This window comes from Paenibacillus riograndensis SBR5 (assembly GCF_000981585.1).
GTDB classification, from domain to species: Bacteria; Bacillota; Bacilli; order Paenibacillales; family Paenibacillaceae; genus Paenibacillus_AQ; species Paenibacillus_AQ riograndensis.
Window position 1 is genome coordinate 1099643 of the sequence record NZ_LN831776.1, and the last position, 15136, is coordinate 1114778.

Annotated in this window: 15 protein-coding genes; 14 read left to right on the plus strand and 1 reads right to left on the minus strand. The window is 50.9% G+C overall.

The window, feature by feature from the left end; all coding sequences use genetic code 11:
• The first annotated feature begins 45 nt into the window (after positions 1 to 45).
• The 9 genes from PRIO_RS04780 (at position 46) to PRIO_RS04820 (ending at position 10398) form a co-directional block, all read left to right on the plus strand.
• Positions 46 to 1272: a GGDEF domain-containing protein gene (locus tag PRIO_RS04780; RefSeq protein WP_020428799.1), complete on the plus strand. Its 1227-nt coding sequence runs from the start codon at positions 46 to 48 to the stop codon at positions 1270 to 1272.
• A gap of 472 nt (positions 1273 to 1744) precedes the next feature.
• Positions 1745 to 3484, plus strand: coding sequence for a peptide-binding protein (locus PRIO_RS04785; RefSeq protein ID WP_046501293.1), 1740 nt, complete (start codon positions 1745 to 1747; stop codon positions 3482 to 3484).
• A 117-nt stretch (positions 3485 to 3601) separates the two neighbouring features.
• Positions 3602 to 4573: an ABC transporter permease gene (locus PRIO_RS04790; RefSeq protein ID WP_020428793.1), complete on the plus strand. Its 972-nt coding sequence runs from the start codon at positions 3602 to 3604 to the stop codon at positions 4571 to 4573.
• A 41-nt stretch (positions 4574 to 4614) separates the two neighbouring features.
• Complete coding sequence (locus PRIO_RS04795) at positions 4615 to 5550, plus strand: ABC transporter permease (protein ID WP_046506439.1); 936 nt, start codon at positions 4615 to 4617, stop codon at positions 5548 to 5550.
• Entirely contained in the window at positions 5517 to 6533 is a 1017-nt protein-coding gene (locus tag PRIO_RS04800) for an ABC transporter ATP-binding protein (RefSeq protein ID WP_020428789.1), read from the plus strand. The genes PRIO_RS04795 and PRIO_RS04800 overlap by 34 nt, the downstream gene beginning before the upstream one ends.
• The gene (locus PRIO_RS04805) at positions 6530 to 7549 is read left to right on the plus strand and encodes an ABC transporter ATP-binding protein (RefSeq protein WP_020428787.1); all 1020 of its coding nucleotides are present in this window, start codon (positions 6530 to 6532) and stop codon (positions 7547 to 7549) included. Before PRIO_RS04800 ends, PRIO_RS04805 begins: the two co-directional genes overlap by 4 nt.
• A gap of 567 nt (positions 7550 to 8116) precedes the next feature.
• Positions 8117 to 9064: an IS110 family RNA-guided transposase gene (locus PRIO_RS04810; RefSeq protein WP_046501296.1), complete on the plus strand. Its 948-nt coding sequence runs from the start codon at positions 8117 to 8119 to the stop codon at positions 9062 to 9064.
• Between the two features lie 62 nt (positions 9065 to 9126).
• Entirely contained in the window at positions 9127 to 9342 is a 216-nt protein-coding gene (locus PRIO_RS36570) for a hypothetical protein (protein WP_052741404.1), read from the plus strand.
• A 402-nt stretch (positions 9343 to 9744) separates the two neighbouring features.
• Entirely contained in the window at positions 9745 to 10398 is a 654-nt protein-coding gene (locus tag PRIO_RS04820) for a M48 family metallopeptidase (protein ID WP_039785511.1), read from the plus strand.
• Here PRIO_RS04820 and PRIO_RS04825 read toward each other — a convergent pair.
• Positions 10395 to 10979 (minus strand): GNAT family N-acetyltransferase, encoded by a 585-nt coding sequence (locus PRIO_RS04825; RefSeq protein ID WP_020426163.1) that lies wholly within the window; start codon positions 10977 to 10979, stop codon positions 10395 to 10397. The genes PRIO_RS04820 and PRIO_RS04825 overlap by 4 nt on opposite strands.
• A 251-nt stretch (positions 10980 to 11230) precedes the next feature.
• Here PRIO_RS04825 and PRIO_RS04830 point away from each other — a divergent pair, with 251 nt between their 5' ends.
• The 5 genes from PRIO_RS04830 to PRIO_RS04850 all read left to right on the plus strand — a co-directional run bounded on the left by PRIO_RS04830 (position 11231) and on the right by PRIO_RS04850 (position 15126).
• On the plus strand, positions 11231 to 13159 hold the full coding sequence (locus PRIO_RS04830; RefSeq protein WP_020426162.1) for an asparagine synthase-related protein: 1929 nt from the start codon (positions 11231 to 11233) through the stop codon (positions 13157 to 13159).
• A 29-nt stretch (positions 13160 to 13188) separates the two neighbouring features.
• Positions 13189 to 13314 (plus strand): paeninodin family lasso peptide, encoded by a 126-nt coding sequence (locus PRIO_RS35380; RefSeq protein WP_020426161.1) that lies wholly within the window; start codon positions 13189 to 13191, stop codon positions 13312 to 13314.
• Positions 13315 to 13427: 113 nt separating this feature from the next.
• Positions 13428 to 14369 carry a hypothetical protein gene (locus PRIO_RS04840; RefSeq protein ID WP_020426160.1) on the plus strand — a complete coding sequence of 314 codons (942 nt, stop codon included), beginning with the start codon at positions 13428 to 13430 and terminating at the stop codon, positions 14367 to 14369.
• A complete protein-coding gene (locus tag PRIO_RS04845; RefSeq protein WP_020426159.1) occupies positions 14366 to 14671 on the plus strand; it encodes a lasso peptide biosynthesis PqqD family chaperone in 306 nt (101 codons plus the stop codon). Before PRIO_RS04840 ends, PRIO_RS04845 begins: the two co-directional genes overlap by 4 nt.
• Positions 14668 to 15126, plus strand: a complete 459-nt coding sequence (locus tag PRIO_RS04850; protein ID WP_020426158.1) for a lasso peptide biosynthesis B2 protein — start codon at positions 14668 to 14670, stop codon at positions 15124 to 15126. The genes PRIO_RS04845 and PRIO_RS04850 overlap by 4 nt, the downstream gene beginning before the upstream one ends.
• The last annotated feature ends 10 nt before the right edge of the window (positions 15127 to 15136 follow it).

The window sequence follows — 15136 nt, forward strand, 5'->3', positions numbered from 1 at the left end:
TTAATATGGAGCCTTGAGAAAACTCCATGAAAGGAATTATTGAGCTTGAAGACTACGATCAAAGCAGCCTTATCCAGAACTCTGCCATTTATAGTGATGGCGGCAGCCTACTTTTTGTACACAAAAATTAATAAAATGTCCAATCCGCAGGTAGAGGCTATAGGTTTTTCCCCGTATGCGATTTTTTTTGTCGGGGCCGTATTATCCTGGAAATTTAACCGGAGCCGGGAATTTTACATTCTGCTGATTCTTGCGCTTTGTATCGCGTCCATGGCCTATTTGCCGGAGATTTCAGGTACAGCCCTGCGGAGCGGAGATATTTATTCCATTATTTGTATGGTGATTCCGCTGAACATTGCACTGTTTTCCTTTTTTAAGGAGAGGGGCATCATCAGCTTATGGGGGAGTCTGCGAATGGCTCTGATCCTGGGGCAATGCCTGTTTCTGTTCTGGCAGATGGAGTCGGGAGAAAGAGAATGGCTGCATCTGTTGAATAAAGAGGTGGTGCCTGTAAATTTCCACGCCGTAACTCCCATAGCGCAGCTGTCTGTGATTGCGTTTGTGATTGCCTTTGCCATCCTGCTAGTCAGGGCAATCGTATACCGGTCCTCTTCGCAGGAGGTTTCATTCATAAGTGTCTTATTAGCCATATTTTTCGTGCTGCACCAGAACAATAACCCGCTGCTGTATTCGATAATATTTGCTGCCTCAGGGATTGTTTTCATTATTTCGATCATTCAGGATTCGTACTCGATGGCTTTTTCCGATGAGCTGACGGGTCTGCCTTCACGGCGGGCGCTGAAGCAGGACATGATGAAGCTGGGCTTTAACTATGCAATCGCCATGCTGGACATTGATTTTTTCAAAAAGTTCAATGATACCTATGGACATGACACGGGTGATGAAGTACTGAGACTGGTGGCTTCCAACATAAAGGAGGTTACGGGCGGAGGGAGAGCCTTCCGCTATGGCGGGGAGGAATTTACTATTCTTTTTCCGGGTAAAACCATAAGTGATGTGCTTCCCCATCTCGAAGAGCTGCGGGAGAGAATATCCAAACAGGCCTTCACCATACGCGCCAAGGGCAGATCCAAAACCAGGTCTCCAAAAAGGTCTTTCAGTGCCAGGACCTCCAAGCAAATATACATAACCGTAAGCATCGGGGTCTCTCAAAAGAATGAGAAATACAAAACCACGGAAACCGTGATGAAATCGGCAGACACTGCTTTATACCGCGCGAAGAAAAAGGGCAGGAATTGTGTGAGCAAATAAAAGGGGATAAAGCGAACAGCGGAGAAGGGAGATACCCTTGCGGCTGTTCGCTTCTTTTTTGTGTGTGATATGAATATATAAATATATATCCATAAAAATATCACATGTAATTAACATAGTTAAATCAAACGGCTGTTATCTAAACTCTCTTTGTTTTAACTTTTAATGGTATTAATGATTTAGTCAGGAAATACATTGGGATGAAAAGGAATTATACTACATTAAATAGAAATAAGACAAGGTAAAAAACGGTTAAAAAAGATATTGACGTAAGAAAATTTAACATGTAATATAAACCATAATTTATACGGGATAGCTTAGCTTCCCAGACAGAAGTGGTCACTGCTGCTAATTGACCCCTGGTCTATTTCAGGATTGACGACTTCATAGTAAGGAAGTTTCCTGTGAGGTATTGTTACATACCTTGAAGGCCGATGGAGAGAACGAACCTAACTAAGGAGGAGTACATCGAATGGCAAAAAAGAGAAAATGGTGGTCTGGATTACTGGTTTTATCTCTAGTAGGGGTTCTATTCACAGGTTGCAGTACAAATAACACCGCAACTAATTCACCTAATGCTACGGCAGAGAGTTCTGCCCCTGCCGCAAGTGAAGCTCCCGCAGCTTCCGAACCGGCTGCAGGCACCCCGGTGGATGGCGGCACGCTGGTTATGAGCTCATTTTCCGATATCGTCAATATTAATCCTCTTATGATTAACGACACTTCTTCCGGTGATATAGCGGAATTCGTATTTTCCAAACTTTATAATTTGGACCGCGAAGGAAATGTAAAGGCAGAGCCTTGGTCTCTGGCAGCGGATGTGCCGGAAATCTCTGCGGATGGATTGACTTATACTGTGAAGTTGAAGGACGGCATCAAATGGAGCGATGGCCAGCCGGTCACTGCAGACGATGTGGTATTTACGGTTGATATGGCGAAGAATCCGGAAACCGGATCGCCGCTTACAAGTCTATTCGACAAGGTAAAGACCGTTGAGAAAGTTGATGATAAGACAGTGAAGTTCACAATGAAGCAAGTGTATGCGCCATTCTTGTACTCCTTGGTTCAGGCTATTGTACCAGCCCATGTTCTGAAGGATGTCAAGCCGAAAGAAATGCAAACCAATCCCTATGGTACTGACCCGGCTAAAACCGTTACAAACGGACCCTGGAAATGGACTTCATGGAAACAGGGAGACAGCCACACCCTTGATGCTGATCCCAACTATTGGGGCGAAGTTAAACCTCACATCGCACAGCTGGTTTATAAAATCTATGCTGACCAGAATACCGAGGTTCAAGCCCTTCTAAAGGGTGACACGGACCAGATCAGTGCCATTCCGGTCACGCAGGTTGAAGCCGTCAGCGCCAACAAAGACATTCATATCATCCAAAAGCCGGGCGCACAGTATGAATATGTAATGTTCAACTTCGATTCCAAGAACTTTAAGGACAAATATGGATTATTCGCCGGACAGAAGACCAGACAGGCCATTGCACATGCACTGAACCGTCAGGGGATGGTCGACAACATTCTGAAGGGTGTCGGCGCGCTGATGAATGCACCGTTCCTGCCGGACACTTGGGCTGATCCGGGCGATGCAGCCGTTAACTATGATTACAATGCAGAAACGGCCAAGAAGCTGCTGGCGGAAGACGGATGGGTTGCCGGCAAGGATGGCATCCTGACCAAAGATGGACACCGTTTCTCCTTCGAACTGCAATATAATGCGGGCAACAGCCGCCGTGAGCAGGTTGCTGCAGTCATTCAGCAGAACCTGAAGGAAGTCGGCATTGAAGTTACACCGAAGGCCATTGACTTTGCGGCCTGGATTGACCAGAACGTAACACCGGGCAAATTCCAAGCCCTGCTGTTAGCATGGTCTCTGAACACTCCTGACCCGGATTCAGAAAGTGTCTTCTCCTCCAAGTATTTCCCGCCTGCCGGACAGAACAGCGGCTGGTATAAGAATGAGAAGCTGGATCAGCTGTGGGTAGATGGATATTCTACGGTTGACCAGGCCAAGCGCAAAGAAATTTATAAAGAAGTAGGTAAAGAAATCTCTACCGACCTGCCTTACGTGTTCCTGTATCAATATGGGCAAGCCATTGGTACGGGGCCTAGAGTCCACTGGGCAGAGGAAGACGCTCCTGAACCTTCACTGGGTTATGGACAGTACTTCCATGCGATCAAATGGTGGGTAACCGACTAAATGAACAGATACAGGAAATAGCATCGCGGGGGAGGAAAGAGAATTCTCTTTCCTCTTCTCCTTTTGTCTTGAAGAGGTCCGTGATCCTATGCCTTACCATCTCTAGGAGGACATTTGATGACAGAATATCTGATTCGTCGCGTACTGCAATCGGTGCTGGTGATCTTTTTGATTACGATACTTACCTTTCTTCTAATTCATGCGGCTCCCGGAGGGCCGACCCAGATGATGCTGTCTCCGGGACTTTCACCGGAAGTCTTCAAGCAGCAAGCGCATAATCTCGGCCTGGACCAGCCTGTTCCTGTGCAGTATGTGCGCTGGATTAGCGGCTTGCTGCAGGGAGACCTGGGTTATACTTTTAAAAATCACCTGCCGGTTGCAGATCTGCTATGGCCCCGTATCGGCAATACCTTCATTCTCATGGGGGCAGCCTGGCTGTTATCCCTAATCATTGCGATTCCCTGGGGGATCTATAACAGCACCAAAGTATATGGGTTGTCCGACCAGTCGGCCTCCTTCATCTCTTATCTCGGCTTTGCGATGCCAACGTTCTGGTTCGGGATACTGCTGCAGCAGTGGTTTTCCCTGAAGCTGAACTGGTTTCCTCTATCCGATATGCATACAAGAGGAAAAGAAGGGGATATCGGGGACTTGCTCATGCACCTTGTGCTGCCGGTAACGGTGCTGTCACTAGGATTTCTTGCTTCCTATATGAAGTATGCGCGGGCAAGCATGCTTGAAGTGCTGGACCAGGATTATATCCGTACTGCACGCGCCAAGGGTGTCAAAGAACGGAAAGTCGTCTTCCATCATGCGCTGCGCAATGCGCTTATTCCAATCATCACCATTCTGGGCCTGGATCTTCCTATATTGGTGGCAGGGGCCGCCTTGACGGAGAGTGTGTTCAACTGGCCGGGCATGGGACGCTGGTTCGTGCAAATGGCAAGTGAGCGCGAATATTCAGTGCTCATGGCTATAACTATCGTAACGGCGGTTATGGTTGTGCTGGGCAATTTGCTCGCAGATATTTTGTATGCGATAGTAGATCCCCGCGTCAAGCTCGGCAAGCAAGGAGGGAAAGCAGCATGAGTACTAATCCTTCACAATTGCCCGCTGATGCCTTATCTTCAATGGAAACGAAAAAAGCAGCTGACTTGAAAAAACCTCCGGGTCCCTGGGCCATCTTGTGGAAAAAGTTCTCGCACAACCCATACGCTATGAGCGGACTTGTCGTGCTGCTTTTTTTCATAGTGATTGCTGCACTCGCTCCTTTTCTCACTAAATATAAGCCGGAAGCCATTGATTTGATGTTCGCCAACCTGAAGCCCGGAGTGGACGGGCATCTGCTGGGAACAGACGAGCTGGGACGAGATATACTCACCAGACTGCTGTACAGTGCGAGAATCTCCCTGATGATCGGGTTTTCAGTAGCCTTTGCTTCAGTAGCCATCGGTTCGATTATCGGTGCGATTTCAGGTTATTTTGGCGGCTGGGTAGATACCGTCTTCATGCGTATTGTGGACGTGATGAACTCCGTTCCTACGCTGTTCCTGAATATACTCGTGCTGGCGATCTTCGGCTCCCGGATGGAGTATATGATCATGATTTTGGCCTTGACCAGTTGGATGAGCATCGCCCGGCTGGTGCGGGGGAACTTCCTGCAGCTTAGGGAAATGCAGTATGTCGAGGCGGCCAAAGCGATCGGGGTATCAAGCTGGGGGATTATTTTCCGCCATCTGCTCCGAAATGCAAGCTTCCCGATTATTGTGAATGCGACCCTGATGGTTGGCGGTGCGATTCTGAGTGAATCGGCATTGTCCTATCTGGGTCTTGGTATCCAGGCTCCGGCTACAAGCTGGGGACTGATGCTCAGCAACGCACAGGAATTCATGCTGATAGATCCGCTGCAGGCCGTATATCCGGGTCTGTGCATCCTGCTCGTGGTGCTGGCGGTTAACTTTATCGGCGATGGCATCCGGGATGGACTGGATCCCAGACAGCAATTGACCAAATCCCGGAGGAGGCTGGACAAATGGCGGAAAAATTACTCGAAATCCGGAAACTGACCACCGGCTTTGTAACGGAAAAGGGGCTCGTGAAGGCGACCGACCAAATCTCCATCAATGTGGATAAAGGACAGACGGTGTGTCTTGTCGGAGAGTCCGGCAGCGGTAAAAGCGTGACCTCACTTGCCATTATGCGGCTTATTGATTACGCCGGCGGAATGATTCTTGAAGGCAATATTAACTTTCATGGACAAGATCTGGCTGTGAAAAAGCAGGAAGAGATGCGTGATATCCGCGGCAACCGGATTGCGATGATTTTTCAGGACCCGATGTCCTCGCTGAATCCGGTATTTACGGTTGGCGAACAGATCGCCGAGAGTCTGCAGCTGCATCAGCAGAAAAGCCCCAAAGAGGCTATGCAAATGGCCATTGATCTGCTGAAGCTGGTCGGGATTCCGGCGCCGGAGATCCGGGCGAGACAGTATCCGCATGAGCTGTCCGGCGGGATGTGTCAACGGATTGTTATCGCTATTGCTCTGGCCTGCAATCCGGAGCTGCTGATCGCCGATGAGCCGACAACGGCCCTTGATGTTACGGTTCAGGCGCAGATTCTGGATTTGCTGCGCAAGCTCCAGGCAGAGCTTGGCATGTCCGTTCTGCTGATCACCCATGATATGGGGGTGGCTGCCGAGATTGCGGACCGCATCGCTGTTATGTATGCGGGAGCTATTGTAGAAGAAGGTACAGTGGAAGAGATTTTTGATCATCCCAGCCATCCGTATACGATTGGTCTGCTGCAATCCATTCCCGGCTTCGAGGGAGGGCGCGGCGGAGAGTTGTATACGATTAAAGGAACGATTCCGCCGATCGGCCAGCTTCCGCCGGGCTGCCGCTTCCATCCGCGCTGTCCGCATGCAATGGAGGTCTGCAGCATGAAGGAGCCGCCGGATTTCATGATTACGGAGGATCACCGTACCGCCTGCTGGCTGTTTCAGGGGAAGCCGGTCCAAGCTGACAACAAAGATGGGGTGAGACAGGCATGACCAATGAGACAGCAGTTAAACCGTTGAATAATGCTGCCGCCGCCGAAGTTCTGGTGGAAGTGAAGGACATCCGAAAATATTTCCCGATTACCAAAGGCCTGCTTAACCGGACGGTTGGCCAGGTGAAGGCCGTTGATGGTGTTTCTCTATCTATCCGCAGAGGGGAAACGTTTGGCCTGGTTGGCGAATCCGGCTGCGGCAAGTCCACCTTTGGACGGGTGCTGCTCCGGCTGCAAAGCGCCACGGGGGGAGAGGTGCTGTTTTGTGGCCGGGATATCCATTCGCTGCGCCATCAGGAGCTCAGGAAGCTGCGTGAGGAAATGCAGATTATTTTTCAGGACCCGTTCGGTTCCTTGAATCCGCGGTTTCTGGTCAAGGATATTATTGGCGAGCCGCTGAAGATTCACCGGAGCATGTCGGCCAAGGAAATTGATGCCAGAGTCGTAGAACTGATGGAGCTGGTCGGTCTGGATGCTACGCGGAGAAACCGCTACCCGCATGAATTCTCAGGCGGACAACGCCAGCGCATAGGGATCGCGCGTGCGATTGCGCTGAATCCGCAGTTCATTGTTGCCGACGAAGCGGTATCCGCGCTGGACGTATCTGTGCAGTCCCAGGTCATCAATCTGCTGATGAAGCTGCAGAAGGAGCTTGGGCTGACCTTTCTGTTCATTGCGCATGGGCTGAATGTTGTCCGCCATATCTCGGACCGCGTAGGCGTCATGTACCTGGGCAAGCTGGTTGAGGTCGCAGAGACGGAGGCGTTGTTTGCCGCCCCGCTGCATCCGTATACGGCAGCGCTGCTCTCGGCGATTCCTAAGCCGACACCAAGAAGGAAGCATGACCGGATTGTGCTGCAGGGAGATGTTCCTTCACCGGCGAACCCGCCGTCCGGCTGCCGGTTCCATACCCGTTGTCCGCTGGCCCAGGAGAAATGCCGCCAGCAGGAGCCGCTTCTTGAAGAACTGCAACCCGGACGAAGGGTAGCCTGCCATTTTCCGCTGGCATCTTCGTAGTGCCGGTTTAATCTAGCTGAAAGCATAAATAATGCCAAAAGGGGATGCTCCTGAAGCCGTTGTCCGGCTGCGGGAACATCCCTTTTTGGAAATGTAAGGATTTATATGTTTAGGGGGAAGCGAAGCTTACCCCTTAATTTAATTGTAGAGGAAACTATGATTTTTTCCACTTGCGCCGAAGGCCGAGTTCTGAGGGATTCGTCGTTCTAGGCATCCTAATTCCAACTAACACTTGCTTACCGGCTTCTTCCCAGGTGCTAGTTGGAAAAAGGGAACTTATTTTTCCGAAAATTAAGAAATCCTGAGATTGAAGTGGAAAAAGTAAACCTAATCACCCATGGCCTGGCGGCCACCGTCGGTCATGAAAATCAGGTGAAGTCAGAGTATATATTTGGTAAAATCGTGCTGTGGATCAGAGGTCGATTCAATATTGGTGAAACATCCCGTAACCTAATCTGACCAACTGCAACGACGAGGATCGCCGAGTGTTGCCACGAGCACGTGTATAAAATTTCACCTCTTTAGGTTGCATGATCCACGCATACTTTTAGCTTGGAGGTAGGGAATATGGATGCCATTCGTGAACGCTGTGCCGGGTTGGATATTCATCAGGAGACGGTGGTGGTTTGTCTACTGAGTGGCCCCCTGGAGAAGAAACCCAAGTCCGTGATCGAGACGTTTGGAACCACGACCCGCGAGCTTTTGAGATTACAGGAGTGGCTGGAGCAGCAGGGATGTACCGAGATTGCCATGGAAAGTACAGGGGTCTTTTGGAAACCCGTGTGGAACATTCTAGAAAGCACCTGTACGATCACGCTGGCCAACCCGCAACGCATCCGCAATATGCCCGGGAAGAAGACCGACGTCAAGGATGCCGAGTGGATCGCCAAGCTCCACCGCTGCGGCTTGATTGAGGGAAGCTTTGTCCCGGACGAGCCCATCCGCGATTTGCGTGACCTTACCCGGTATCTGCGCAAGCTTAAGCAAAACGCGACGCAAGAAAAGAACCGGATTCACAAAATTCTACAAGATGCCAACATTAAACTGACCACGTATGTCTCCGATCTTTTTGGCGTTTCCGGTCGTGCGCTACTGGACTCGATTGTGAATGGCGAAGTGCTGGAGGTGCATGAGGTCCGCAAGCTGGTGCATACCCGGCTGAAGATGAAGGTGCCTTCACTGGTCGAAGCGATGAACGGCCGACTACGTCTGCATCACCGGAAGATGATCCGGCGTCATTGGGATCATTTGCAGTATCTGGAGAGTGAAATGCAGACGTTGGAAGCTGAAATTGAGGAACTGGTGCAACCATACAGGAAGGAAATTGAACTGCTGGATACCATTCCAGGCGTGAGCACGGATGCCGCGGCGAGCATCGTGGCGGAACTGGGTACCGACGTGTCTCCTTTTCCAAGTGAAGCTCATCTGGCCTCTTGGGTCGGGGTGTGTCCAGCCAACCATGAGAGCGCCGGTAAAAAAAAAGTAAAAAGAACCAACGCGGGAACCGAGGTCTGAAAGCCGTACTCGTCCAGTGCGCTTGGGCAGCGAGCAAGTCCAAGAATAATCGGCTTTCCGCTATGTACAGTCGGATCGTGAAACGGGCAGGAAAACAGAAAGCCATCGTCGCTTTAGCCCATGCGATGATCCGAATCATGTATGTGATGCTTCGGGATAAAGTCCCCTATACCGAGCTGGGGACGGAATATCTGAACACCCCAGAGCAGACCGCAAATTACCTGATTAAAAAACTTCAAAAGCTAGGCTACCAAGTGGAACTGACACCTATTACATGATACCCACTTTTTAAAAAAATGAAGTTCCGATATAGGGGATCTTTAAAGCAAAATTTACTTTCGAGCTGTGAAGCGACAAAGTTATTTTCGTATAAATAGGGCCACATTTCTTGTCCAATGGCGAAATGAGCTGAATTAGTGTCCCTTTTTCCACTTAGAACTGTCGCGGATAGGTACTCCGGTAAATTAGTTAACCTTTTTCCACTTAAAGAGTTGCTGTAGGATTCATGGGGAGTCGTTCTCCAGGTAACGCTAGAACCAAGACGGCTGCACTGTCCAAGGGTAGACGGCACAGCCGTTTTTCTTGTCGTTGAACATGAGGCAGCTCAAGGCTGGACTTCATATATACATAGGACTCATGCTAAGCTTAAAGAAATCAACCTTACAGAAACGATGGTGACTATGCAGATTCAACTCGGGGATCAGACCCTGCAGCTTCATGTTCAATATGGCAAACAGAAAAAAATCTCCCTGCAGATTGATATGGTGGGGCTTATTATAGTTAAGGCGCCTACAGGCGCAAGTGAAGAAATGATCCGCAGCGCAGTAGAGCGGCATGGTGAATGGATTCTGGAGAGTCTGCGCAGAAATGCGGCGGCCCGCCGGCTCCCGGCTCCGAAGGAATACCAGGGGGAAGATAAATTCCTGTACCTGGGGAAGGAGTATCTGCTGCATGAATTGATTAACACGAGTGAGCAGGACGTAGAGAAGCTGAAGCTTGAGCTGAAAAAGTTCTATTTTGCCAGCCTGAAAAAGATTGTCGCCGGGCGGATCCCCCGTTATCAAGCGGTGCTGAAGGTGAAACCCAAATCCATTGAAATCGTTGAATCCCGGACCAAATGGGGGAGCTGCAGCGCGGATAAAAAGCTGACCTTCAACTACCGGCTCGCCATGGCGCCGATGGAAGTCATTGACTATGTAATCATTCATGAATTGTGCCATCTGCTGCATATGAATCATGACCGGTCCTTTTGGCGCCGTCTCGGCAGCGTGATGCCGGATTACAGGGAGAAGGGGGCTTTTCTCGCGCGGCAGGGGCAGTTTATGACGCTTTAGTACTCCACTCCCCGGACCTTGGAAAAAAGCAGGGTATCTCTCAGTGTTCCCGCCACATCCCGCTTGTCATTACGTATAATGCCTTCCAGGGTGAAGCCCAGACGCTCAGCTACGCGTGCACTCTGTGTATTGCGTGAGTCACACCGGATTTCGATCCGGTTCGCCCCTAGCTCCCTAATTGCGTAATCTGCAATCGCAGTTACCGCCTCGCTAATATACCCTTGTCTGCTGCACGATGTCCGTACCCAATACCCGATTTCGAACTTGCGCGTCTGCCAGTCTATCCGGTGCAAGCCGCTGCTGCCCACAAGCTGTCCTGTTTCCTTATTAAATAAAAGCAGTCTAAGATCTTTACGCTCCAGGAACTGCAAATGTGACCGCCGGATGCTGGCTTCAGATTCTTCAGCAGTGGGAGCTATTTGTGCCCAGGGCATCCATGGACGCAATTCTGCAAGACTTTCGTGTACGGCCTCGTTAACAGCATCCCCGTCTCCCCATTGTGCTGCACGGATCAGCAAACGGCTGCTTGTGAAGCTCCCGGGAATATTCAATAAAATCGGCTCTATCTGATCTGGTTCCATGGTCTCAACTCCTGGAAAGGGTTTTCAATTCAATAGATTATAGTCTTTCTGCCTATGTTCATAACAAATATAAAATATATTGTCAATACGCTAAAGGATACCAAAAAGTAGTCGGTGGTGTTATTCACAATTTTAGGGAAGGGCGTTATCTTATATATAAAGAAACGTTCTTAATTAAGAACCAGTAAAAAAGCTCTAATCGGTGCTTTTCAGCACCCGAAGAAGGCTTTTGAACCAGGTGGGGGCTTGCCATGAGCGCGATTGCGGGAATCTATCATTTACAGCATCAACCTCTGGACCCTAAGCAGGGACCTGATCTTATGCAGCAGCTCAGCCGCTATCCGGCCGATGAGATCAGGACATGGCAGAGCACGGATGTATTCCTGGGCTGCCTGTCGCAGTGGGTCACGCCACAATCCCTCGGAGAGACGCTTCCTTACTATGATTCTATGCGGAAGCTGGCTATTACGGCCGACGCTATTATTGATAACCGTGAAGAGTTGTTCGAACGGCTTCAGGTGCCGCGCGGGGATAGAGTCTCTATGCCGGACAGTCTGCTTATTTTGCTGGCCTATGAGAAATGGGGCGAGCAGGCACCGGTCTATCTGGTCGGTGACTTTGCCTTTATGATCTGGGATGAACGGAAGCGGGCGCTGTTCGGGGCCAGAGACTTCTCGGGGAACCGCACGTTGTACTTTCTCCGGTCCGGCGGGCTGTTATCTTTTTGTACTGTCATTCATCCGCTCCTGTCGATGCCGGGGGCAGACCGGACACTGAATGAGCGGTGGGCCTCCGAGTTCCTGGCGATCCATACGCGGACCGATGTTTCGGACCAGTACTCCACAGTCTATCAGTCCATCGAACAACTGCCGCCGTCCCATTCGATTTCCGTAAGCGGCGGTAATATCCTATTCTCCCGCTACTGTACACTGCAGGCTCCGCCCGAGCTGCGCCTGCGGTCAGATCAGGAGTATGAGGAAGCCTTCCGTGAGGTGTTCGGGCAAGCGGTCCGGGACAGGCTCCGGACGTTTCGCGCGGTTGGAGCCAACCTTAGCGGAGGCCTCGATTCCGGATCGGTAGTCAGCTTCGCCGCTGGAGAGCTTCGCCGCCAGGGCCAGCCGCTGCATACCTTCAGTTCTTATCCGGTGGATAACTTTGTCGATTTCAACATCGGCAAACGTATCGCCGACGAGCGTCCCTATATCCAGGAAACCATCGATTATGTCGGGAATATTCAGCCTAACTTTTTGAATTTTCCCGATCTGAGCCCTTACAGTGAAATTGATGAGTGGCTGGATATTATGGAGATGCCTTATAAATTTATTGAAAATTCCTATTGGCTCAAAGGGATCTTTGAGCAGGCGCAAATGAAGAACATTGGCGTGCTGCTCAGCGGACAGAGAGGCAACTGGACCATTTCTTGGGGCCCTGCACTGGATTATCAGGCCAAGCTGATTCGTGAATTCCGCTGGATCTCCTTTTACCGGGAAAACCGGAAGTACAATGAGTCGATGGGGGCAAACCGCAGAAAAGTATTTCAAATTGTCGGCAAAAAAGCCTTCCCGTCGCTGACCGGGCTGCTGCCGGCTAAGCACGAAGCTCCGCCTGATCTGATTCACCCTGATTTCGCAAGGCGTACAGATGTGGACGAACGGCTTAAGGCGCTGGGGATTAACAGTGGCTCTTCCCAGACCATCTACGATATCCGGCGCAAGCATTTTGAACAGCCGCATGTCTGGAATGTGAATGGGACGATAGCGACAAAGCTGTCACTGAAATACCGGGTGTGGGATCGTGATCCCACGAATGATCTGCGGGTTATCCGTTTCTGCCTGTCCGTGCCGGAAAGCCAGTATGTGCAGCAGGGGGTGGACCGCTCGCTGATCCGCAGAGCGATGAAGGGGCTGCTGCCGGACGAGGTGCGTCTGAACCGGAAACGGCGCGGTGTCCAGGGGGCGGACGGGATTTACCGGATGCTTCCGAAGTGGGACGCTTTTATTCAGGAGCTTAGAGAGATGATCCAAGACCCCCGCACCTCTGCTTACCTCAACAATACCGGGCTCGCCGGATGTTTGGACCGGCTGGGTAGTGAGCCCGCACCAAATATGATTTTCAACTCGGATTTTCGCCTTCTGACACGTGGACTTGTGTTTTACCGTTTTCTGAAGCGTTTGTCCTGATGAGGGAATGCTTGAAAGGGGGTGAAAATATGAAAAAGGAATACAGCAAGCCTGCATTGGAAGTACTCGATGTGAAAATGACTATGGCTGGACCTGGTGTTGCTATCGTCGACGCGTTCCAAGATGATCCGGATGAAGTACAACACTACTCCTAGGATGATTTTGTTCGCCTGGCCCTCGTCTCCCTAGGCTTGCTGAGGGGGACCAGGGCTATCCTTTTACAGCAGTCTCCCGAACCCGGGCAAATCGAAGATATGGAGTGAATCGCATGGCGAGTACCGTTCAAGGTTTGGCTTACAAAGCATTTGGTCTGCACATCCACAGCGAATTCCCGTTGCCGGAACTTCCGCTTACCGGTGAGCCTGGGCTTATTGGCAGTGTATCGGTGATTCAGGGAGATTTGAAAGAACGCTGGGAAGCTATTCCGAAGATCACGCCGAGTCTTGGGGTATCCGGGCATGAGGTCATGTTCGAGTCTAAGGATACAGCCATCTTTGCTATTGAGGACGGCAATACGATTACAGTATCACCGGCACCCGGTGCAGATCCGGATTGTATCCGTCTCTTCATTCTGGGAAGCTGCATGGGGATTCTGCTGATGCAGAAACAGATTCTTCCGCTTCACGGCAGCGCGCTTGTTATTGATGGCAAGGCCTATGCACTGGTTGGGCGTTCAGGGGCAGGCAAATCCACGCTGGCCTCCTATTTGATGGATCAGGGAAATCCGCTGATCAGTGACGACGTTATTCCCGTTATGGTGCACAATGGCTATCCATTTGCCGTTCCAGGTTATCCGCAGCAGAAGCTGTGGCAGCAGAGCCTGGACTATTTGGGAATGAATTCGTCCCTCTACCGTCCGCTGTTTGAGCGGGAAACCAAGTTTGCCGTACCGGTGCATGACCGCTTCCACGGTGAACCTCTGCAGCTTGCAGGGTTGTTCGAATTATCTGCGGCCCCGGAGGCTCCGGTCAGCCTGCAGCCGATTCAAGGCCTGGAGCGGTTTCACACGTTGTACCATCATACCTATCAAAGAGCGATTGTGGACCGGATCGGAATCCGCGAGTGGCATTTCGGCATGCTGGCTTCTTTTGTGGGCCGGCTGCCTATGTACCGGCTGACCCGGCCTGAGCAGGGCTTCAGCGCTCCGCAGCAAACGTCGCTTATTCTTGAAGCATTGCAGCAGCAACAAGTGAAGGAGATGAACTCATGAATATGAATACGGCGGATGTCTTGTCCCTCGAATCCCTGCTGGTACAGCGTGAGGGGAATATTGCCAGCGATATGGACGGCGAAAAGGTTATGCTGAATGTAAAAAACGGCAAGTACTACAACCTGGGTGAGGTTGGCGGAGAAATCTGGACGGCGCTGGCGTCGCCTGTAACCGCTGGCCGGGTGGTGGAGATTATCCGGGAGACTTTTGAGGTTCCGGAGGAGATTGCCCGCCAGGATGTATTTGCTTTTTTGCAGAGCCTGCTGGATGAGGATCTTGCGGGTATTGTAAGTAAGCCATGATTACCTTACGGCGCATACGCCTGCTGCTGACGGTAGATAAAGCCGCCTTGGCGCTCATTCCCGAGGCGCTTTGGAGGCTTTTTCTCGTTCGGATCCAACTGTTGTTCCCGTTCGCCAAAACAGCTCCGCAGCTGGGCATACAGGCGCAGGAAACGCCTATGATATCCAAGGAGGGCGATGCCGCCCGCATCCGGCATGTCACCAAGGCGATCCGTGTCATGAGCCGCTTTACGCCCTGGAAAAGCACTTGCATGGTCAGAGCGGTAGCGGGACTCAAAATGCTTGAAAAACGCGGGATTGAAAGCACTTTGTACATGGGGGTTGCCAAGGACAAGCAGGGCCGGATGATTGCCCATGCCTGGCTGCGCAGCGGGTCTTATTATGTCTCGGGCGATGATGCTATGAAGGGCTTTGTAGTGGTGGAGAAATTCGCCAAAGTGTTACATGCCGATTGATCGAGGTGGG